We start from the raw sequence: 18,274 nt of genomic DNA on the forward strand, positions 1-18,274 counted from the left end.
CCTGACTGCCCACAGAGCAAGCGCCCGGCGGCCTCCACGGACGCCGGGCACCCAGCCCTGCCCAAACAGTCCCTGACCTGGAGCTATTTACGCGTCAGAAGCCTGCACAGGTGGGGCGGGTGGGACTCGAACCCACGGCCGACAGATTATGAGTCCTCTAAGGATCTTGGCGGTCCTTGCCGATCAACGCTTACCCATGACGTTTTCGCAGGTCAGGACAGATAAATCTTGTCCGTGCTTCTCGGCCTTTGTGAGTCTGTTCCTGTCCTTGCGGCCCCAACGCGGCCTCAATCCGTCGCAGAACAAAAATGGTCCGGCCGCACCAAGCGGTCACCCCACCTCAGACCAGGGCCTCGAACCCGCCCGCAGCGGATTCCTCTTCCAACGCGCAGAGGCTCCGCCCCTGGTATCGGAGCGGAGCCTCTGTGGCCGTTACCGCAGGCCAGGACATCTATGAGCAGGCTACCGGCGATGGACTGCACCCAGGGCGAGCTGAGCGGCCCTGAACGATGCGGGGCCCCCGGTAAGCGCAGGGAGCAGCCGGACGCGTACGCGGTCACCCCCACGGCCTTGTGGCCATCCCCGCGGGCGGGCCGAGAGGCGGACCGGCGGTGACCACGGTCACGGCCGCGCGGGTAGCCGGTGTCGACGGCACACCCGCCAACGCCTGAGCCAGCCATCCAACTGGACGATCGAATTCCAGGGGACCGGGGACTGGCCGAGCAGATGATCGAGCGGGCCCGCGTGCCAAGTGTGCCTTCAACGGGCGCGGTGCCTATGCCGAGCGGGTCAGGGCGATTCGAACCCTTCGCAAGGCCGCGGTAATTGAGTGGCCTCGTATCCCGTCGGAGTGTTCGCGAAGGAGAGGCGTGGCATTGGGGCGTCGGGTGAGTTGTCGTAGCTTGGTGCGGCTGCTGTGCTCGACGAGGATCGGCACGTAGTTGGCGATACGAGCGTTGCTGAGCGGCTGATAGCAGTCCTGCACCATATCCCGCACGACTGCGGCCGTCACCAGGTTGGCGTAGGAGGCCGTCAGTCGGTCTGTCAGCTCCTGAATGGTGTCAGGTAACGCAGACTCGGCCGTGTTCGCGCCCATGGCGCGCTCCTCACTGTCGCTGACGGCCGACCGCGGCATCCGATCAGTATCCGGGTGCTCGGCGTCGGCCTGTCCACTTCCCAAGCCTGCACGGATCGCGTCCGTGGAACGGCCCACCAGATTTGTTCATCAGCTCGACATCTCGGTTCGGTCGGCCTGCGGGCTGGGCGGCCGACGGGATTCGCGGTACCAGCAGTCCCGATTGCCTCGTTCACAGCTTCAGCAGGTCAGGCGACCAGGGTGTCGCTGTCGCCTCCGGCCCCGGAGTCGCACGACTGATCGGCGCAATCCGGGGAAGCCAGCGGGCAGCGGTGCAGCCACCGGGATCACGTGTGGCTCGCCGTCCATCGGCAGGAGTAGACAGATGCTGGCATTCGTGGCGGCCGCCCTCTTCGTCATCGCCTTCGTCATCCGCGTCACCGAGACGTCGACAGAGGTGATCTTCAGCCCGACGAGCCTCATGCTTGTCGGGCTTGCTTTCCTCGCTGTGCACTCGGCCGGCGTGGGGTCTGGCCGGTCCTCCCGGGGAAGCGGACGTCGGCGCTGAGCTGGGCGATGCGTTCCATCCTCTTGTCGGCGGATCCGAACGCGGAGTCGCCACGAATTGCCCATCAGCCGGGCCGAGTTGCGCCCGGATCAGGCGATCAGCGCCTCCAGCTGGTGGCTGTCCAGATGTCGCGGAAGAGCGATGGCGCGGAGTCCTTGCCCGGCCCGCCTCGCAGCTGTTCAGTACGTCCGGGACATTCGATCACCGGTATGCCGGCTGAGCCTCACGCCTTGCTGTTCGACGCAGCGCGGCCGCCACGTCTGGGCAGTCGCGCCCCCGTGTCTGCCGGCCCGTGACTCTAGTGCACCCGGTCCTCGACGCTCTCTGGCGTGTCCTCGTCCGGAAGGTGCACATCGTTGACGGCGATGTGCACTTCGACGACTTCCAGGCCCGTCATCCGTTCCACCGCCGCGATCACGTTCTCGCGGACTTCCGCGGCGACGTCGGTGATGCTTATCCCGTATTCGACGACGACCTGGAGGTCGATGGCGGTCTGCTTCTCACCGACCTCGACCTTGACGCCGCGCCCAGTACTCGAGCGCCCTCCCGGGACCCGGTCGCGCACCGCGACCATGGTGCGAGTGAATCCGCCGCCCAGTGCGTTGATTCCCGGGACCTCGCGTGCGGCGATCCCGGCTATTTTCTCCACCACCCCGTCCGCGATGGTCGTCCGGCCGCGGGTCCCCGGCGGTTCCTGAGGCCCGGGCCGTGCGGCCTGCAGCATCGTGCCCCCGCCGGCGCGGGGCTCACCGGGATCGGCCTGCTGCAGGGTTGAACTGTTCGGCTCCGTCATGCGAAGCCACCTCCTCGGGCGATGCACGGACTGCCGTGACGGGGCGGCCGTCGGTCGCCGCGCTGCCCTCCCAGTACCGTGCAGGGCACCGGATATGCCCGCGCGGCATCACGTCTTGGCACCTTCCAGGCGGGGGGGGAACGGGCGGCTTCCGGCCGTCCGTCGGACCGGGATGAGGACTCTGCTGCTGTACGGACGTGCCAGACCCCGGCGGCTTGTCGTTGCTCGACACAGATGGTGCGGGGAGCTGACCTTTCGTTCGTCACCCGGCGCGCCCCTGGAGGGAACTGGGCGGGTCCTCCGTCCTGTCGCACAGGCTGTCGGACCGGCCGTTGCTCCACCTCCACCGAACGTACGCCCCTGCCGGGAGCGGGCCAAGGGGGCCGGGAATCCCTGCGTCACCGCGTGCGCTGCCGGATGATCGTGAGAACCGAGGCACTATGTCCCCTCCCACCGTCACCTTCTGCGACTGCAGCGGCCTCAACGCCATCCTCCACGCCTCCCAGCAGACCACCGTGACGGGCGGGACCCTGCGACTGCACTACCCGCCACCGATGTCTGCCTTGCTGGTCAACCTCACCGACTGCGCTTTCCTGCTCCTCGGCCGTCCGTTCGGGCACCTGTCACCTCCTCTCGGGGATGCGCCGGTCGCGTTCCGGCCGCACCGCACCGGCATGTTCCGATGGTGCCTGTCCTCTCGGGCGATGTGCGGTGACGGCCCGATCCAGGTAGGGGCAGTCACGGAAGGGTGGGCCATGGCGGATGCCTGAGCGACGGCATGCGCACCGTCGATGTCGGCCTCGCGGCATCCCGGGTCCCGCGACGCCTGGACACAGTCCGTGGGCTCACCGGAGGAGTACGCTGGGGTTACCGAGAGTATTTCGCGCACCGGCCTCCATGCTCGTGTCGTTTTCGGCGATTGGCTACGCCGGGCCGGTTCCGACCGGTCCGGAGCAGGGTTCGCATCATGACCGCGACCGTTTCGTACACGCCGACACTCGAAGACCGGCCCTCCCCTCCCTCTCCCCGCATGTCGCTGGCTCCCAGCGGTTCCGCACCGGCTCTGCTGGACGGCGCCTGGTGGCCCCGCTCCCGCGATCTCTGGGCGGAACTTCCTTCGCTGACGGCCGTGCTCGATCCGCTGTGGGGGCGGATCACCAGGGTCACGGTCAATCCCGCACACTGGCCGACCGTCCCGCGCAAGGTGCCCGTCGACGGGCATGTCGTGAAGGTGGGCTCGTTCCCGACCCAGCAAGACCCGCACCAGATGTTGCTCCTCTCCTACCGCGTGGGCCGCTGGGACCTGCTGGTGATCCCTCCGCAGACGGCTCCCGTCTCGGCCGCCTGGCTGATGGCCGCCGCGAGCGACCCACTGCGCACGTCGACCGCGAGCCAATTGATGGCGGAGGCGGCGCGCCTGCGCACAGTGACGGAGACCGACCGGGCCGTGGAGGCGGTCTGGGACGCCGAAGGAGGCCATGAGGCAGGCGGTCCACCCTCACGTCCACGGATCCCGACAGTCACCGCTCCGGTACTCGCCATCCCGGCAGTCGCTCTTCCGACACAGCATCCGGCGAAAGGGGTGTGAGGGCCATGGAGACCTTCGTGACCGTAGTGGCGCTCCTGGCGATGGTCGCTCTGGGCGCGTTCCTGATCCACCGGCTCAACAACCAGCACGACGAACGCATCGCCGCTTTCCACTACGGCCGCTCCCGGTCGGCTGCCCGGGGACCGGCGCCATCGGCCCCGCAGCAGGTTCGCGGTCGCGCCACAACGAGCGGTACCGGTGATCGCCGCGACCATCGCGACGGGGGACGTGGGCGGCTCCGGCCACGGCGCCGGGCCCGGACACAAGGGAAGTGAGTCATCATGCTCCCCACCCAGCTCCTGGCAGACACCAGCAGTGAGCCGGTGCTTCCCGGCACCGCGGTCCTGCGGATGGAGACGACATCCAAGCGCACGGGAACGTTCGACGGCGCGTGGTGGCCACGGTCGCGCGACATCGGGAGCCAACTGTCCGGCCTGGTCATCGCGCTGACGGCCCGGCTGGGCACCATCGCCCGCGTCGGCCTCGACTCGAGCGACTGGGACGAGACCCCGGGCCATCTGGTCGTCGCGGGGCATACGGTCCGTATCGACTGGTCCGCCGTCGGGGACAGCACGATGATCGTCACCAAGGGGGCCCAGGACCGTTTCCTGTTCCTGGTGATCCCTCCACAGACGGCCCCCTCCCCCGCCCACGCCGCGATGGCCATGGCCGTACGGGACAACAACGCCGTCTCGGCCGAGCATGTTCTCGCCGCCGCTGGTGTCACCCCGGCCGACCTGCCCGTCGTACCGTCCCGCTCTCCCGACTGACGGGGCCGGCAGGAGCCGCACCGCTCAGCAATCGCACAACCCGCAACCCAGGACCCCGGCCGCCGCACCGCAGACGACAGGCCGGGGTCTTCCCGCGCCGAGTGCTTCCCGGACCGCTCGGGTTCCGGGACACCATCGACGTAAGGAATGTGAGAACCATGGGTGTTCTGATCACCGTGCTGGTGGTGTTCGCCGTGGCCGGGCTGATCCTGCTCGCCAAGAGCCTGCGCAACGTCCAGCAGTACGAGAAGGGCGTGGTGTTCCCCTTCGGGCGGCTGCTGCCGGACATCCGCGGGCCCGGCTTGCGCGTCATCCGGCCGATCGGCAACCGGATGGCCGACAACACTCCGGGCGCTCTCCAACTGCGCCTGCTGCAGACCGTGGTGGACGTCTCGGCGGAGAAGAACAGCACCCTGGTCATGCCGTTCCCGGTGGAGATGCTCCGCTTCTTCGAGCACCAGAGCCGGGAGACTGACGGCGAATCCACCCACCGGAGCATCCCGCGCCCCGCGCTCCCCGAACTGACCACCCCCGGCCCGCCCACCACGCCCACCTTCTCGCTGCGTGGAGAGCCGGTCGGCTCTCTGAGCGGAGAGCGGATCGGCAATCGTGCGGCAGTGGCCCGGGAACAGCGGGACAACTGGCTGACACCAGCGGACTCCGACTCCGGCGCGTCACATGCCCACAGCTGATCTCCCCCTGGTCCCCGGCAGTCGTCGGGTGAGCGCGAAGTTCCGTGGCGGCGAGTCGCCCACCATGGACGCGGTGCGGTTGCGTCGGGTGAACCGCCGGCTGGCACAGGGCCTGGGCGGGCAACTGGCGGATCTGTACGTGGACTCCCGCGAGACGTCACCCCGTGAGGCGTACCGCCGTCCCAGCCGTCGGCACTTTCTGAACCGTCTCGCCTTCGACATCCGTCGGCCGGGGTTCGCCATGGTGATCGCAGAGACGGACGGCCCGGTGGGATGCGCCTTCGGATTCCCGATCCGCGGCGACGGCTTCTACTGGCCAGGGTTTGACGGAGCACTGCCGCACAGCATCGAGCAACTCACCGAGTCAGGAAGCGTCTTCGCGATCACCGACATCCTGGTCCGCCCGCACCCGCAGGACCAGGACGTGGCCCGCCGGTTGCAGGAGCGGCCGCTGACCGACCAGCAGGCGACACTCGATGCCACCTTGGCGGACCGGGCCGATCTCACAACGCTCACTGCGCTCCGCTCCTGGGGATGGCTGGACCTGAGAGAGATCTGGAGGCCAATCAGCGCCACCGTGCTCCGGGTGCTGGTCCTTCCCGTCGGGGAACCAACCGCCGTGAGGCTGGAGGGGCTTGCGCACGATGCCTGGACGCGGTGGCCCGGGTGAGGCCCCACCGCCGGTCGGCCCGTATCCAGGCACTGGTCGCCGAGCAGGCGGCCCGACGCGGCACCCAGGTCGGCGTGGTGGACGTGTGCACCGCGGCCGTGGCCGCGCTCCCGGTCGGCGGGGCCGGGCTGTCGGCGATGTCCCGGACCACGCCGAGCCATCAGCTGTGCAGCACCGACGCCATCAGCGAACAACTGGAGGAGCTCCAGCTCACCCTGGGCGAGGGGCCCTGTGTGGACGCCTTCCTGCACGGCTCGGCCATCCTGGCACCCGATCTGCTCACCGGTGGCCTGCAGGACCGCTGGACCGTGTTCGCCGATGCGGCCCTGGAAGCCGGAGCGCGCGCGGTGTTCGCGTTTCCCCTGCAGATAGGGGCGATCAGCCCGGGAGTCCTGGACCTGTACGCCGACGTGCCGACCGTGCTGGACGCGGAGGAGCTGGCCGACGCGCTGGCCTTCGCCGATCTCGCGACGCTGCTCCTGCTCGATACAAGGATCGACGAGACAGGCGCGGCGACCGGCGGACCGTTGCCGGACCGTTGCTTCGAGGACCTGGGCGGATACCGGCCGGAGATCGACCAGGCCACCGGCATCCTCACCGTCCAACTCGGCGTCGGCATCGACGAAGCCTTCGTCCGGCTCCGCGCCTACGCCTATACGCAGGGACGCCGACTCGCCGAGGTGGCCGCCGACGTGGTGGCCCACCGGCTCCGCTTCTCCCCGGACACGGAACCGAGACGGACCGACGAGGAAACCTGACGCACCGGTGCCATCCGATGAACGTGCTGCACTTCCCGCCCCATCCCGGCGGGACTAGTCTCAATCGAGGGTGTCACGATGAATCAGCAGCTCCTGGCCAAGACCTTCGTCGAGCTGGCGGACAACCTGGTCGCCGACTTCGACCTGATCGACTTCCTGCGCCTGCTCACCGACCGCTGCGTGGGCATGCTCGGCGCCAGTGCGGCCGGGGTGCTGCTCGCGGACCGCGACGGCGAACTCCGCGTCATGGCCGCCTCCGACGAACAGGTACGCCTGCTGGAACTCTTCCAGCTCCAGAACGACGAAGGCCCCTGCCTCGAGTGCTTCCGCACCGGCACACAGGTGATCGTCCCCGACCTGACCCGGGAGGTCGATCGCTGGCCGCGCTTCGTTACGGTGGCCCACCACAGCGGTTTCGGGGCGGTCCAGGCCCTGCCGATGCGTCTGCGGGACGAGACCGTGGGCGCCCTGAACCTTTTCCGTGCCGCCCCCGGCCCCTTCGACCCGGCCGCCACCCTCATCGCCCAGGCCTTGGCCGACGTCGCCACCATCAGCCTCCTGCAACAACGCACCACCCACCGCAGCACGGTGCTCAACGAACAGCTGCAGACGGCATTGAACAGCCGGGTACTGATCGAGCAGGCCAAGGGGAAACTCGCCGAACGCCAGGGCATCGACATGGAACAGGCCTTCACCGCTCTGCGCGGCTACGCCCGCGCCCACAACCGGCGCCTGGCCGACGTGGCCCGCGCCTTCATCGACGACTCCGAACGCTTCCCCGGTCTGTGCACCTGACAGCATCCAGAACGCGAAAGCGATCGCGTGGACACAGACGAACGGCATCGAACCGGTGAACTTGGTGATGGCATCGGCGATACGCATTTGGATGCTCGACCGCTGACCGCCTCCGGTGAGCACCGGCTCACGGACGGCGCCACCGCGTCGAGGAGAAGCACGAGGCGCCGAAGACAATCAGCCCGATCGCCGCCCGTGCACCCGGGACATTGTCACGATGCCCTCCTGAGTTCGTCGGCGTCGGCCATCACCTGGTCGTGCAGGCGTGCGCAGGTGCGGGTGATCAGACGGGAGACGTGCATCTGGGAGACACCGAGCTGTAGGCCGATGCGGGCCTGCGTCATCTCGCAGAAGAACCTCATGTACAGGATCTGCCGTTCGCGTTCGGGCAGTGCCTGCAGCAGAGGGCGGAGCGCCTCACGGTTGACGACCCGGTCGAAGCCGGGCTCCATGCCACCGAGGGTGTCGGTCAGGGGGTGGCTGTCCTCGGAGTGGCCGGGCACAGAGTCCAAGGACCGGGCGGTGAAGCTCTCCAGAACCCCCTGACCCAGCCGTACCTCGGCCTCGGTCAGGCCGGCGTGTGCGGCGATCTCGTGGACTGCGGGGATGCGGCCTCCCAGCGAAGAGCACAACTCATGGTCGGCGGAGCGGACCTGACGGCGCAGCTCCTGTACGCGCCGCGGCACATGCACGACCCACAGTTCGTCACGGAAGTGCCGCTTCACCTCGCCGAGGATCGTCGGTATGGCAAAACTCGGGAAGGCGGTGCCGCGACTGGGGTCGAAGCGGGCTACCGCCTTGACCAGGCCCAGTTGGGCGACCTGCTTGAGGTCCTCGAAGGTCTCACCACGATGGCGGAAGCGCCGGGCGAGCCGTACGGCCATCGGCATCCAGGCGCATACCACCTCCTGCCGCAGCGCGGACTTCTCCGGGCCGCCCGGTAGGGCAGCGATTCGGCGGAACGCGGCGTCGGTGTCCGGCGCGTCGGCGTAGGGGTATGCGCTTCGTGGGCTCTGCGTGCGTTGGTCCGGCATGGGCACGTGTCTCCCTGATTGGTGGCGTCACTCACCGTGGGAGCCGGCAGACCGCAGCGCACAGGGGAGCAGCGAAAGCTGCTCCCACGGGCGTGCCTCCGGTCTGAAGCACACCAGGCGGGTTCCCGGACAGTCCGCTTTCAAACAGCTCTCCGCGACACAACTGCGGCTGCTCACGGGGGCGCGGGCGAAGGGACGCCTGCCGTCGACAAGCTGGTCAGCGCACTCACCCGTCCATCTGCCGGCGCCACAGTGGCCCCGTGCCCCCCAACGGGCCCCGGCGCGGCGCCGATCCGGGGCTATGCTGCTGAACAGACGTCCCAGACCCAGGCGCCGCACCGCCCATCGGCCACGATGGCAGTCCCGCACATCTTCCGGCCCCCTGAACCGAGGCGCGTCATGCCCGCTCCGCGGCAACCACACGAACTCGAAGGCTCTGAGCCGTCCGCGATGGACACGGTGCGTCTGCGCCGGCTGAACCGCTGGCAGGCCGAAGGCCTGCGGGAGGACCTGGCGGATCTGTACGTGGAGTCTTCCGCAGCCGCTCCCGGTGAGGAGTTCCACGACCGGCAGAAGTTCCTGCACCGCCTGGCAAACGACGTACAGCTGCCGGGATTCGACATGCTGGTCGCCGAGGCGCGGTCCCTGGCCGGGTGTGTCTTCGGATTCCCCGTGCCGCGCGACGGCTCCTGGTGGCAGGGGTTCGACGGACCGATGCCGCAGAACCTTGAGCAACTGACCGCGTCCGGACATGTCTTCGCAATCCTCGAAACCCTCGTCCATCCGCACAAGCACGCCCACGGACTCGCCCGCCGACTCCAGGAGCGTCTGCTCGCCGACCACCAGGCTTCGCTCGGCGTCACCTTGGTGGATCAGTCCGACCGTTCAGCCTGTGCCGCCTTCAAGAACTGGGGCTGGCAGGAGGCGGGGCAGATCCACCGACTTCCCGGCCCAACGGCCTTACGAGTACTCGTTCTTCCTCTTGGCGAGCGCACGGCGGAACATCCGGACGGCCTCGCCCACAACGACCAGACCCAACGGCCCGAATAGCCGTCCGCGCCGGCCGGACGCGGCGCATGTGGAGGCGTGGCGGAGCGAGTGGATCTGTCGCCGGAACAGGAGGCGCGGCGGATCGCGGCGGTGCGTCGTTACGACATCCTGGACACTCCCTCGACGACCCCCTCGCCCGCACGCACGAGCTGGTGACCGGTCCGGCTCGGGTGCGGTTCTACGCCGCCGCCCCGATCAACACCCTGCGCTCCACCGCCCTGTTGGAGCGCGACCCGTGTGCCGTACTGCGGGCGCTGAACTCCGCTCTGCTGTCGGCATCGTCCGACGGCAGCCGTTTCTGCACTTGACCAGACCGAACGGGCGGTAAGCCGACGGGCCGGTGTTTGAGATCCCCGAAGTGGGCTACACAGGAGGGGCGTCCGACGGCCGGCCCGGACGAAGGCACCGGAGAGTTGAGCTCACAGCTCCCGGTGCCGTCCGCTGGAGGGCACTCCGTCACCCCCGGTCCGCCGCATGCAGGCGCCGCAGCGCCCGGCGAAGCTCCCGCTGTATCTCTTCCGGGAGCGTCTCGTCCTTCGTCGTGGCGACCAGAGCCGCAGCCACATCCCGGAGCTTGATATTGCAGTGCTGCGACACGCCCACCAGCAGATCCCATGCCCTCGCGCTGGAACACGGCGCCAGGACCATCACCATGCCGCGCGCCTGGTCGATCACCGCACGGGTCGCCAGCGCCCGCCCCAACTGCTCGTTCCTGGCACGCAGTTCGACGACCTCGGCCAACAAAGCCGCATCGCCTGCCGAAGCCACAGCCGTCAGCAGCGGCCGTTCTTCACGGGGCGCGGTCACCTGGCGCATGGTGCGTACCTCAGCAGTCCTCACAACACAGTCCTCACAACACAGTCGTCGTGCCCATAGGCGGTCAGCGGCGCGCCAACTGCCTCTCACCGGCTGCACCGGGCTTGTATGGCAGGCCGTAGTGCTTGAAGATCGCCTCCTCCTGGTCGGCGGGCAGCACGTCGTCGGTGCCGATCGAAGGTGCCTGCTTCACCAGCGTTTTGACATAGGCGACCTTGAGATAGCCCGGCCCGGCGATCGCGTCCTCCAAGGGGACGAAGACCAGCCGGTGCCGGGTGGGCAGTCCAGTTCGTACGGTGGCCATGGCCGGCTCATCGGTGATGGTGTCCACATAGACCGCTTCGAGGACACCGATCTTGTGGGACTCGGTATCGACGACGTCGAGATCGCGCCATTCCCGGACATCAGCTGCGTGAATCATGACCTCTCCCTACCGAAGGACTTGCCTGGTCGGCATGAACCTCATCGCAGGTCTGCCGTATGAAGCCGCCGCAGCGCACGACGCAGCGCCCGATGGATCTGCCCCGGGAGCGGCTCACCCTCCGAGGTGGCGACCAGAGCCGCCGCCACTTCCCGGAGTTTGAGATCGCACTGCCGTGAGACATCCACCAGCAGGTTCCTGGCCGCCCCACGGCGGCACGGGGTCAGGGCCATCACCATGCCGCAGGCCTGGTCGATCACCACACGGCCGGACAGTGCCCGCCGCAGCTGATCGTTCTCGGCGAGCAGCGCGACGACATCCTGCCCGACCGGCGCGTTCCCCCACGAGACCTCGGCCTTCAGATCCCACCACTCTTCTTGGATCACACTTGTGCGTTGCATGGCATGTGTCTCTCCGAGCCCTCGACGTGTCCGGCCTGGCTGAAGCCGTTCCGGACTGCCTGGCTGCTGGGTCGCTTCACGGGTCACCTGCGGTGTTCGCGGTCCTGCCGGTCCTCGCGCCTCCAGCGCGCTCGGTGTCGGCGGCTGTAGCGGCGGTCCCAGCGGTCCTGACGATCCCGGCGCTCCTGATAGTCCCGGTAGTCCCCGAGATCGGACCTGCTGCTACGGCCCCGGCCCCCGCCACGATCGCGGCCGTAGCGGGTCGCCCCGAAGACCAACACCGCCGCGGCCACCCACCAGATGGGATCGAGGAAGCCGAAACCGAACAAGACCATGATGAGGATGAGTAGCAGGACGAACACGGCGGGCCTCCCGGGAGCTGGACACAGCATCGATACCGGGGACTGGGGCCTCACCCCACAGCGTAGTCCTGTCCGAAGACTGCGGATACGGCGCGACATCGGTGCGTCCTGTCCGGCAGGGATGGCTGCTTGACACCTATTCGGGAAATGCGGCGGGGGCTAGCATGCGTCGTGCCGCCCCGGCCCCCGGCAGCGTCGCACCGCCATCGCGCTCCCCAGGGGGCGCACCCTGCGCATCGGTGCCGGAACCCGCCGCGTCACGAGCGAGGCCGTTCCCGCACACGCCCATCGTCTTGTGATCCCCGGCGCGGCCCCGATGTGCCTCAAGCGGGCAACAATCTGCTGCCCGTCGCGTCGCACGCATCCCACGACAGGCGGTACACATGTACGCGCTGATCGTTCCGGTTTCGGCTCCTTTCGTCCTGCTCGCCACCGTGCTGGGCCTGTCCTGGTGGGAGGACCACGTCCTGCCGTCGCCGCCGGCCGAACCGGCTGAATCCCCCGTCGAGGCTCCGTTTGCCCCAGCGGCCCCTGCCCAGCTCCCAGAACTCCTCCGTGTCGACGCTACGTTGACAAGGGAGGTTGCCAGGCGTTGACTGACCGCAGGCGTGGGGCTACACCGCTCCGGAATTCTCCGGGCGAGGCCTTCCACCTTCCGCTTCGCCCTGACCCCGCGGAACGCAGGAACTGTCCCTGTGACCACGTGGAGGCTCGGCCATGTTTCTTTGGATTCTTCTCCTACTGCTGATCCTCGTGGTGTTCGGGTTCGGCTTCACCATGCAGACCCTTTGGTGGGTCGCTGCCGTACTGCTGGTCGTCTGGATCGTCGGCTTCACGAGGCGCGGGCGCGGCGGTGGCAGGCGTCGGTACGGCCGCCGGTAATCCACACCGGGGCCCGATCCCGCCCGCGGGAATGGCGGCCGGTACGACGATCACGCGCGGGGCCCCACTCAGCAGACAGGTAGGAGGCCGACCATGGGCGTCGGACAGACGATCAAGCACAAGACCCAGGCATTCAAGGGCCGGATTGCCGAACGCGTCGGCCGGACCACCCGCAACAGGCGACTGCAGCGGCAAGGCAGGACCGACCGGGTCTCCGGAAACCTGAAGCAGGCCGGCTCCAAGGCCAAGCACACCTTCAGGCGCTGACCACAAACGCCCGGGTGGTGGCCACGTCACGTGGACACCACCCGGCAGGCCTCAACACTCAATGAGCCGACAGGAATTGACGGCAATGATGCAGACCTGTCTGCGAACCAAGAGCCAAAGAAGGCAGCCATGTTCACCGTCGTGATCATCGCCATGATCGTCATTGGCATGGCCACCCTCCTCTACCTCGGACGCGGAAGGGCCCGGGGCAGCGGCGGACGCGGGCTGAAGAGGCGCTTCGGACCCGAGTACGACCGTGCCGTCGCCCGCCATGACGGCGACATCAGGGCGGCCGAGCGGGAACTCAGTGAGCGCGTGAAGCGGCACGGCTCCCTCAGGGAGCAGCCGCTGTCACCCGAGGCCCGCGAGCACTACGTGACTGAATGGGCCGCCGTTCAAGAGCAGTTCGTCGAATCACCGCAGAGGGCCATCACCGAAGCGGATGCGCTGCTGGCGCGCCTGGCAAAGGACCGCGGTTTCCCTGACGGCGAGCAGTTCGATGAGCAGTTGGCTGCCCTCTCCGTCCGCCACGCCTACTTCGTCCAGGGTTATCGCAGCATGCACACAGCCGCCCACGACCAGAGCGGCACCGAGGAGATGCGGGAAGCCATGGTCGAAGCCCGAAGCCTCTTCGAGGCACTGGTCTTCGACCAACCGGCTGCCCCGGACCGGCGCCGCCCGCAGACCCCCGACAGCCAAGGACACGCGCCGTGGCCACTGACCCGACGCCACGCGAAGGGAAGCAGCACCTGATGTCGCACAACGCCAAACACGCGCGGCAGCCCCGGGCCGGGAGCCCGGTTCCCGCGATGCAGCGCGCCCCGCAGACACCTCCCACCGACTCCACCGACTCTGCTCACGCACCGCGTGAGCCCGGCACCAGCGCCGACGGCGCCGATCGCCGGCTGGGCTCGAAGCTGCTCCCGCAACGCAAACGGGACAAGCTCACCCTGCGCCTCCAACAGGCCCTCAGCAACTTCGCCGGCAGCCGCGCCAAGCGGCGGAAGAGGCCGACAGCACCTTCGACGAACTCGCCACCCACCTGACAGGCGCCCTCACAGAACGGCGTCGTGTCCTCCGCGCAAGCTGGCAGGACCCGGAGACCGAAACACAGACAGAGGAACTACGGCTCGTGCTGAGGCACTACCGGGAGATCACCGAATGTCTGCTGCACACGTCAGCAAGCACGAGTTCTGCAGGAGCAGTTGAGCGTGCGTCGGCCCCGCCTGCGGTGGACGGCGGCAGATCATCGGAACTCGAAGCGCACGGATGTCGCCCGGCGGACGCCAGGCCCGGGGACGGTCACCTTCCCCGGCGGGGAGTGCGCCGCCAAGAGGACGGACCGGGCAGGTGGACCGACTCGGTCGGCTGCCCGCGCGTGTTGACGTTGTGATGCGCGTGCTTCGTGCTGCTGGTGATGGACAGCCGGCCCTTGTTGAGGTTCAGGCGCACCCCGGCAAGATCCGAATGGGCTCGTGGAAGCACAGAGGCATGTAAGGCTCCTTCAGTGGTACCGACGGTACAACGGGACGACTGCCCAGCTGACGGTGTTTCACCTGCGATCAGTGACCGCAGCCGGTGGCTGTCAGCTGCGCGTGGCTCTCACCGACACCGCCGTCCGGCCGGCGCCGGTCCCTTGTCAGAGGCGGCGCTCACGTAACCGGCATGACGACGAAGCCGAATCGCTGACCGCGTTGGCGGGCAACACGGCGGAGCCTGTCACACGGACCGGCAGGCCACCGCCCACCCGTGTCGAGGGCGGCAGAGCATCGGAGCCGCCCGATCAACTCCGTGTAAACATCCTGGTGCCCCTCTCCCAGGCCAGCCGCAGGACCGGCCTCAGGGCTATGCTGCGTACGGACGTCCCAGACCCCGGCGGGCCACCGCTGCTCGGCGCACATGCCTGCGGAGAGCGGATCATTCGTCCCGTCGACCTGCGCATCCCCGAGGGGACCGGCTGGGTCCTACGCCCCGGAACACCGGCTGCTGGACCGGCCCTTCACCTGCCTGCACCACAGTACGACCGTGCCCCAAGTCCGGCACGGTCTCGTGAACCGAGGCACCCTGCCCATGCGTATCCCACCCATCCTGAACGTCTACCGGCACGAGACGGACAACCGGACGCTGATCACCCTGACCGGTGAGATCGACCTGAATTCGGCGCCTCTGGTGCACGCATCACTGGAGCGGTGCCTGCACGATGGCATCCGCGCCATCGACGTCGACGTGACCGCCGTGACCTTCTTCGACTGCAGCGGCCTCAACGCCTTCCTCTACGCCTTGTTGCACACCGCCGCGGCCGGAGGGTCCCTGCGACTGCTCCACCCCAGCCCGGCGCTGGAACGCCTCGTCGCCCTCACCGGCTCAGGCTCCCTCTTCCTCACCCTCCCGGATGCCCTCGCCGGGAGCCGGCCGCCCCCGCGGCCCTCTCCCCTGCACCAGGCCGCGCACCGGCTCGCTCCGGCCATGGACAACGAATCGCCCCGGAGACACCGCCGGCCCGGACACGCCCGCGCCGCCCCGGCCCCTGTACGGCCCCTGGGTCTTGACATCGGCCCCCTAGGCAGTCGCCCAGACCGCGAGCGACACCCTCGATCATCTACTCAGCCGCAGGTCAGAGGGGTTGGAGCTCCCCGACCGCCGCCGGACTCTAAACCCACGAGCAGCGGATTCAGTCCGTTCAGGCAAAGTTGACGGTCCGGCACCCGAAAATGAACGTTTCCGCAGGTCAGGGCACTGCTGAGGTGGGGCGGGTGGGACTCGAACCCACGGCCGACGGATTATGAGTCCTCTAAGGATCTTGGCGGCCCTTGCCGATCAACGCTCATCCATGACGTTTTCGCAGGTCAGGACAGGTAAGTCTTGTCCGCGCTTCTCAGCCCTTGTCAGCCTGTTCCTGTCCTTGCGGCCCCAACGCGGCCTCAATCCGTCACAGAGCAAAAATGGTCCGGAGCTACACGGCGATCGCGCCAGCTCGGAGGGAGTCTCGAACCCGCCCGCAGCGGATTCCCCTTCCACCGCGCAGAGGCTCCGCCCCGGTAGTCGGGGCAGAGCCTCTATCGCTGCACTTGGAGGCAATGGCATCCCTCGCAGATGCCGTCTTCCCCCTGGCGAGAAGTCCCTCCGCCAGCACGGTCGCATCGAGATCGCCCAACATCTGGGCCTGCGCGCGATCCGCGCTATCCACTTGGGCTGGCCATACGAACCGGGAGGCGCGTTCCGCGCCGAAGGCCGAGACTGATTACAGAGGAGGAGGCAGGATCATGGATGCTCAGGGCGACTGGACGAGTACCGCGCGCGGGATGTGGCTTTGGCCGGTGGCGATCCTGGTCGGCTTCCCGATCGGGGGACTTGTCGCAGACCTCGTCGTTGACGGAGTCGATTCCGTGGGAGCTGCGCTCGCTGCCGGCCTCATCGCGGGCGCAATCATCGGAGCGGCGGAGTGGTTCGCTCTGCGGCAGTGGGTCTCCTGGCTCTGGATCCCGGCGACGAGTGTGGGAATGGCCGTGGGCCTGGCCGCAGGAGCGGCTCTGGCCGACTATGGAATCGATCGAGGAGACGTCGTCCTCATCGGTGCCGTGACCGGCGTCGGTGTAGGGGCGTTGCAGGCGCTGGTGCTCGCACGACGCCGACTCCCTGGTGCGTTGTGGTGGGCGATTGCGAACCCGCCTGGCTGGGCGCTTGGCTGGCTCGTGACGTCGTACGTGATCACGGCAAACGTCGATGAGCGATTCCCGAACTTCGGCGCGAGCGGAGCGCTCGTATTCGGACTGCTGACCTGGCTGCTCCTTGCGGTGCTGTTCCGGGCGGCGGCGCCCGAAGTCCGGGGGATGGCGGCACGGTGAACGTGGCTCCCGATTGGTCCAGGCGTCGCCCGTAGCACGTCTGACCCGCCCCTACGGGAGCACCGTTGGCACGCGGCGGCCCACGCTCGACGGCTTCGCGGTGCTGGTCCGACCGCAGCGCCGTATGTCTCGGTCGAGCGGCGAGGTTATCCACAGGCCCGCACGCATTCTCGATCTCCGCTTTACCGTGGCGCCCCTGTGGATCACAAGAGGGCGTTATGCACAGGCACGGCACGGTGTCCGAGGACTCTGCCGTCGAGGTCATGGCCGAGCTGCACTTACGCGGGGACTCTCTGCGGTGCAATCATGGCGCCGCCGACTTCCTCTCCAAAGTGGTTGGCAGCGCACCGGCTCCCGGGCTCATCGCCCTGGGTCGATCACCGGGCGCGCCCCCGGCGGGGCCCTGATCAAGCCTCGCCGGGCTGGACCCCCTTCTACGCTGCGGCGCCCTGCCCGGTCCAGATGTGCCCGCACTTCGTGCAGTGCGCGACCGGGGATGCGCCAGCGCCTCCATGGACCTCGATCCGTCCGGCGCAGTCGGGGCACGGTTCGGTTGGCGTGCACGGCCTGGCTGCTCCACCAGTACCGGCGGCCGAGTGCCGCCCGTGGTGCGTGACGACAAGCGCGCCTGGCCCCGACTCCGCCACGTTGTACGCAAGAACCGCCAGTACTCGTGCCAGAGCACCTTCAGCGAATAAAGCGTCATGTGGCGCCTTTGTATGGGGAAGTGGCGCCTTTGTATGGGGAAAGGGCGGAGCGGAGCAGTGCGCGGACGTACTCCTCGACCGATACATTCGCGGCCGCTGCGACCGCCACGAGAGCCTCGTGCTCAGCCGCTTCCAGAAGGACGCGCACCCGACGCCCTGGAGCAAGACCGAGCGACTCGGGAGTGTATGGCTGGCCCAGGTGCTCGGTGAGAAGTTCGGCCAGCAACGTCGGGACGGGAGGCCGAGGTTTCTCCCCCTGTCGGATCCACCGACCCACGCGCGAGCGGTCGACCGCGACGCTGCGATGTCCCTCTCGCTGAGCGCGGGCGTTGATGCGGCGCGCGGTCTCACTGTTGCCCCAGCTGGTCGAGGCCAGGGCGAGGGCGAGCGGGTAGTTCGGTGTGCTCATGGCGCACCCGTGGAGCGCACGAGGCTGGGCTGAAGCGTGGGGTGGTGTTGCGAACGTGTTCGCAACACCTGGGGCCAGGAGGGTGATTCCTGGTTGTCCGCACCGTTACTGGGGCGCTGCTGGACTTTCCTGACGGATCGTCAGTGAGAAACCGAAAGTACACGCCCCACCGCCTGCGGCACTTGGACCGCTGCCGGGATGTGATGCAGGCCGCGTTGCTCCCGGGGGTCGTGTAGCCGGGCGGAGCGTGCACAGGGGCGGTTGCCGGCCGGCACCTCGGCCGTCCCTGTCCCGTGACTGAAACCGGTCTGCTCAGTCTCAGCTCGGTCTCGGCGGCGGATGGATCGCGGACGCCGAACTGCGGTTTCTCG

General features: G+C 68.3%; 24 protein-coding genes and 1 pseudogene. 16 read left to right on the forward strand and 9 right to left on the reverse strand.

What is annotated here, in order from left to right; all coding sequences use genetic code 11:
* Window positions 1-775 precede the first annotated feature (775 nt).
* Window positions 776-1,096, reverse strand: a complete 321-nt coding sequence (locus IEZ21_RS45990; protein ID WP_189327767.1) for a three-helix bundle dimerization domain-containing protein — start codon at window positions 1,094-1,096, stop codon at window positions 776-778.
* A gap of 364 nt (window positions 1,097-1,460) precedes the next feature.
* Here IEZ21_RS45990 and IEZ21_RS45995 point away from each other — a divergent pair, with 364 nt between their 5' ends.
* Entirely contained in the window at window positions 1,461-1,643 is a 183-nt protein-coding gene (locus IEZ21_RS45995) for a hypothetical protein (RefSeq protein ID WP_165338510.1), read from the forward strand.
* Between the two features lie 298 nt (window positions 1,644-1,941).
* On the opposite strand, the gene IEZ21_RS46000 is transcribed toward IEZ21_RS45995, so the two are convergent.
* Window positions 1,942-2,436, reverse strand: a complete 495-nt coding sequence (locus IEZ21_RS46000; RefSeq protein WP_189327768.1) for an Asp23/Gls24 family envelope stress response protein — start codon at window positions 2,434-2,436, stop codon at window positions 1,942-1,944.
* Window positions 2,437-2,876: 440 nt separating this feature from the next.
* Between IEZ21_RS46000 and IEZ21_RS46005 the strand changes: the two genes are divergently transcribed.
* From IEZ21_RS46005 to IEZ21_RS46030, 7 genes and pseudogenes are all read left to right on the forward strand, one after another.
* A complete protein-coding gene (locus tag IEZ21_RS46005; RefSeq protein ID WP_189327769.1) occupies window positions 2,877-3,206 on the forward strand; it encodes an STAS domain-containing protein in 330 nt (109 codons plus the stop codon).
* Between the two features lie 197 nt (window positions 3,207-3,403).
* A complete protein-coding gene (locus tag IEZ21_RS46010; RefSeq protein ID WP_189327770.1) occupies window positions 3,404-4,024 on the forward strand; it encodes a DUF5994 family protein in 621 nt (206 codons plus the stop codon).
* 281 nt (window positions 4,025-4,305) lie between these two features.
* Window positions 4,306-4,794, forward strand: a complete 489-nt coding sequence (locus IEZ21_RS46015; RefSeq protein ID WP_189327771.1) for a DUF5994 family protein — start codon at window positions 4,306-4,308, stop codon at window positions 4,792-4,794.
* Window positions 4,795-5,135: 341 nt separating this feature from the next.
* Window positions 5,136-5,486: pseudogene (locus IEZ21_RS46020) on the forward strand (slipin family protein); the annotation flags it as partial.
* 28 nt (window positions 5,487-5,514) lie between these two features.
* Window positions 5,515-6,156, forward strand: a complete 642-nt coding sequence (locus IEZ21_RS48330; RefSeq protein WP_246568940.1) for a hypothetical protein — start codon at window positions 5,515-5,517, stop codon at window positions 6,154-6,156.
* Complete coding sequence (locus IEZ21_RS46025) at window positions 6,153-6,914, forward strand: ANTAR domain-containing protein (protein WP_246568942.1); 762 nt, start codon at window positions 6,153-6,155, stop codon at window positions 6,912-6,914. The genes IEZ21_RS48330 and IEZ21_RS46025 overlap by 4 nt, the downstream gene beginning before the upstream one ends.
* Window positions 6,915-6,992: 78 nt before the next feature.
* The gene (locus IEZ21_RS46030; RefSeq protein WP_189327773.1) at window positions 6,993-7,709 is read left to right on the forward strand and encodes a GAF and ANTAR domain-containing protein; all 717 of its coding nucleotides are present in this window, start codon (window positions 6,993-6,995) and stop codon (window positions 7,707-7,709) included.
* Window positions 7,710-7,921: 212 nt separating this feature from the next.
* Here the strand turns inward: IEZ21_RS46030 and IEZ21_RS46035 are convergent, their stop codons facing one another.
* A complete protein-coding gene (locus IEZ21_RS46035) occupies window positions 7,922-8,743 on the reverse strand; it encodes a SigB/SigF/SigG family RNA polymerase sigma factor (protein WP_189327774.1) in 822 nt (273 codons plus the stop codon).
* A gap of 450 nt (window positions 8,744-9,193) precedes the next feature.
* Between IEZ21_RS46035 and IEZ21_RS46040 the strand changes: the two genes are divergently transcribed.
* Entirely contained in the window at window positions 9,194-9,793 is a 600-nt protein-coding gene (locus tag IEZ21_RS46040) for a hypothetical protein (RefSeq protein ID WP_246568944.1), read from the forward strand.
* Between the two features lie 152 nt (window positions 9,794-9,945).
* Window positions 9,946-10,101, forward strand: a complete 156-nt coding sequence (locus IEZ21_RS46045; RefSeq protein ID WP_189327775.1) for a hypothetical protein — start codon at window positions 9,946-9,948, stop codon at window positions 10,099-10,101.
* 148 nt (window positions 10,102-10,249) lie between these two features.
* Here the strand turns inward: IEZ21_RS46045 and IEZ21_RS46050 are convergent, their stop codons facing one another.
* The 4 genes from IEZ21_RS46050 to IEZ21_RS46065 form a co-directional block, all read right to left on the reverse strand.
* A complete protein-coding gene (locus tag IEZ21_RS46050) occupies window positions 10,250-10,609 on the reverse strand; it encodes an ANTAR domain-containing protein (RefSeq protein ID WP_189327776.1) in 360 nt (119 codons plus the stop codon).
* A 64-nt stretch (window positions 10,610-10,673) separates the two neighbouring features.
* Window positions 10,674-11,030: a PRC-barrel domain-containing protein gene (locus IEZ21_RS46055; protein ID WP_189327777.1), complete on the reverse strand. Its 357-nt coding sequence runs from the start codon at window positions 11,028-11,030 to the stop codon at window positions 10,674-10,676.
* Window positions 11,031-11,071: 41 nt separating this feature from the next.
* Window positions 11,072-11,431: an ANTAR domain-containing protein gene (locus IEZ21_RS46060; protein WP_189327778.1), complete on the reverse strand. Its 360-nt coding sequence runs from the start codon at window positions 11,429-11,431 to the stop codon at window positions 11,072-11,074.
* An 83-nt stretch (window positions 11,432-11,514) separates the two neighbouring features.
* On the reverse strand, window positions 11,515-11,793 hold the full coding sequence (locus tag IEZ21_RS46065) for a hypothetical protein (protein ID WP_189327779.1): 279 nt from the start codon (window positions 11,791-11,793) through the stop codon (window positions 11,515-11,517).
* 717 nt (window positions 11,794-12,510) lie between these two features.
* On the opposite strand from IEZ21_RS46065, the gene IEZ21_RS46070 reads away from it, so the two are divergent.
* The 4 genes from IEZ21_RS46070 (at window position 12,511) to IEZ21_RS46085 (ending at window position 13,988) form a co-directional block, all read left to right on the forward strand.
* Entirely contained in the window at window positions 12,511-12,675 is a 165-nt protein-coding gene (locus IEZ21_RS46070; RefSeq protein WP_189327780.1) for a hydrophobic protein, read from the forward strand.
* Window positions 12,676-12,768: 93 nt separating this feature from the next.
* Window positions 12,769-12,942 carry a CsbD family protein gene (locus IEZ21_RS46075; RefSeq protein WP_189327781.1) on the forward strand — a complete coding sequence of 58 codons (174 nt, stop codon included), beginning with the start codon at window positions 12,769-12,771 and terminating at the stop codon, window positions 12,940-12,942.
* Between the two features lie 129 nt (window positions 12,943-13,071).
* Entirely contained in the window at window positions 13,072-13,695 is a 624-nt protein-coding gene (locus IEZ21_RS46080) for a hypothetical protein (protein ID WP_189327786.1), read from the forward strand.
* Entirely contained in the window at window positions 13,695-13,988 is a 294-nt protein-coding gene (locus IEZ21_RS46085) for a hypothetical protein (protein ID WP_189327782.1), read from the forward strand. Before IEZ21_RS46080 ends, IEZ21_RS46085 begins: the two co-directional genes overlap by 1 nt.
* 256 nt (window positions 13,989-14,244) lie before the next feature.
* Here IEZ21_RS46085 and IEZ21_RS46090 read toward each other — a convergent pair whose 3' ends face one another.
* Window positions 14,245-14,427 (reverse strand): DUF4236 domain-containing protein, encoded by a 183-nt coding sequence (locus tag IEZ21_RS46090; RefSeq protein ID WP_308429722.1) that lies wholly within the window; start codon window positions 14,425-14,427, stop codon window positions 14,245-14,247.
* A gap of 585 nt (window positions 14,428-15,012) precedes the next feature.
* Here IEZ21_RS46090 and IEZ21_RS46095 point away from each other — a divergent pair.
* Both IEZ21_RS46095 and IEZ21_RS46100 read left to right on the forward strand, forming a co-directional pair.
* On the forward strand, window positions 15,013-15,636 hold the full coding sequence (locus IEZ21_RS46095; protein WP_246568948.1) for an STAS domain-containing protein: 624 nt from the start codon (window positions 15,013-15,015) through the stop codon (window positions 15,634-15,636).
* A 569-nt stretch (window positions 15,637-16,205) separates the two neighbouring features.
* The gene (locus IEZ21_RS46100; protein ID WP_189327783.1) at window positions 16,206-16,787 is read left to right on the forward strand and encodes a hypothetical protein; all 582 of its coding nucleotides are present in this window, start codon (window positions 16,206-16,208) and stop codon (window positions 16,785-16,787) included.
* A gap of 702 nt (window positions 16,788-17,489) precedes the next feature.
* Here the strand turns inward: IEZ21_RS46100 and IEZ21_RS49240 are convergent.
* Complete coding sequence (locus IEZ21_RS49240; protein ID WP_506004895.1) at window positions 17,490-17,903, reverse strand: hypothetical protein; 414 nt, start codon at window positions 17,901-17,903, stop codon at window positions 17,490-17,492.
* Between the last annotated feature and the right edge of the window lie 371 nt (window positions 17,904-18,274).

Origin of the sequence: Streptomyces flaveus, assembly GCF_014647675.1 — a bacterium.
Classification (GTDB): domain Bacteria; phylum Actinomycetota; class Actinomycetes; order Streptomycetales; family Streptomycetaceae; genus Streptomyces; species Streptomyces flaveus.

Excerpts from the sequence above, each read along its gene's own strand:
- IEZ21_RS46000 (WP_189327768.1), bottom strand. The coding sequence starts at position 2,436 with ATGACGGAGCCGAACAGTTCAACCCTGCAGCAGGCCGATCCCGGTGAG.
- IEZ21_RS45990 (WP_189327767.1), bottom strand. The coding sequence starts at position 1,096 with ATGGGCGCGAACACGGCCGAGTCTGCGTTACCTGACACCATTCAGGAG.
- IEZ21_RS46040 (WP_246568944.1), top strand. The coding sequence starts at position 9,194 with ATGGACACGGTGCGTCTGCGCCGGCTGAACCGCTGGCAGGCCGAAGGC.
- IEZ21_RS46005 (WP_189327769.1), top strand. The coding sequence starts at position 2,877 with ATGTCCCCTCCCACCGTCACCTTCTGCGACTGCAGCGGCCTCAACGCC.
- IEZ21_RS46050 (WP_189327776.1), bottom strand. The coding sequence starts at position 10,609 with ATGCGCCAGGTGACCGCGCCCCGTGAAGAACGGCCGCTGCTGACGGCT.
- IEZ21_RS46080 (WP_189327786.1), top strand. The coding sequence starts at position 13,072 with ATGTTCACCGTCGTGATCATCGCCATGATCGTCATTGGCATGGCCACC.
- IEZ21_RS46010 (WP_189327770.1), top strand. The coding sequence starts at position 3,404 with ATGACCGCGACCGTTTCGTACACGCCGACACTCGAAGACCGGCCCTCC.
- IEZ21_RS49240 (WP_506004895.1), bottom strand. The coding sequence starts at position 17,903 with ATGAGCACACCGAACTACCCGCTCGCCCTCGCCCTGGCCTCGACCAGC.
- IEZ21_RS46015 (WP_189327771.1), top strand. The coding sequence starts at position 4,306 with ATGCTCCCCACCCAGCTCCTGGCAGACACCAGCAGTGAGCCGGTGCTT.
- IEZ21_RS46070 (WP_189327780.1), top strand. The coding sequence starts at position 12,511 with ATGTTTCTTTGGATTCTTCTCCTACTGCTGATCCTCGTGGTGTTCGGG.
- IEZ21_RS46085 (WP_189327782.1), top strand. The coding sequence starts at position 13,695 with ATGTCGCACAACGCCAAACACGCGCGGCAGCCCCGGGCCGGGAGCCCG.
- IEZ21_RS45995 (WP_165338510.1), top strand. The coding sequence starts at position 1,461 with ATGCTGGCATTCGTGGCGGCCGCCCTCTTCGTCATCGCCTTCGTCATC.
- IEZ21_RS46055 (WP_189327777.1), bottom strand. The coding sequence starts at position 11,030 with ATGATTCACGCAGCTGATGTCCGGGAATGGCGCGATCTCGACGTCGTC.
- IEZ21_RS46095 (WP_246568948.1), top strand. The coding sequence starts at position 15,013 with ATGCGTATCCCACCCATCCTGAACGTCTACCGGCACGAGACGGACAAC.
- IEZ21_RS46035 (WP_189327774.1), bottom strand. The coding sequence starts at position 8,743 with ATGCCGGACCAACGCACGCAGAGCCCACGAAGCGCATACCCCTACGCC.
- IEZ21_RS46100 (WP_189327783.1), top strand. The coding sequence starts at position 16,206 with ATGGATGCTCAGGGCGACTGGACGAGTACCGCGCGCGGGATGTGGCTT.
- IEZ21_RS46075 (WP_189327781.1), top strand. The coding sequence starts at position 12,769 with ATGGGCGTCGGACAGACGATCAAGCACAAGACCCAGGCATTCAAGGGC.
- IEZ21_RS46060 (WP_189327778.1), bottom strand. The coding sequence starts at position 11,431 with ATGCAACGCACAAGTGTGATCCAAGAAGAGTGGTGGGATCTGAAGGCC.
- IEZ21_RS46030 (WP_189327773.1), top strand. The coding sequence starts at position 6,993 with ATGAATCAGCAGCTCCTGGCCAAGACCTTCGTCGAGCTGGCGGACAAC.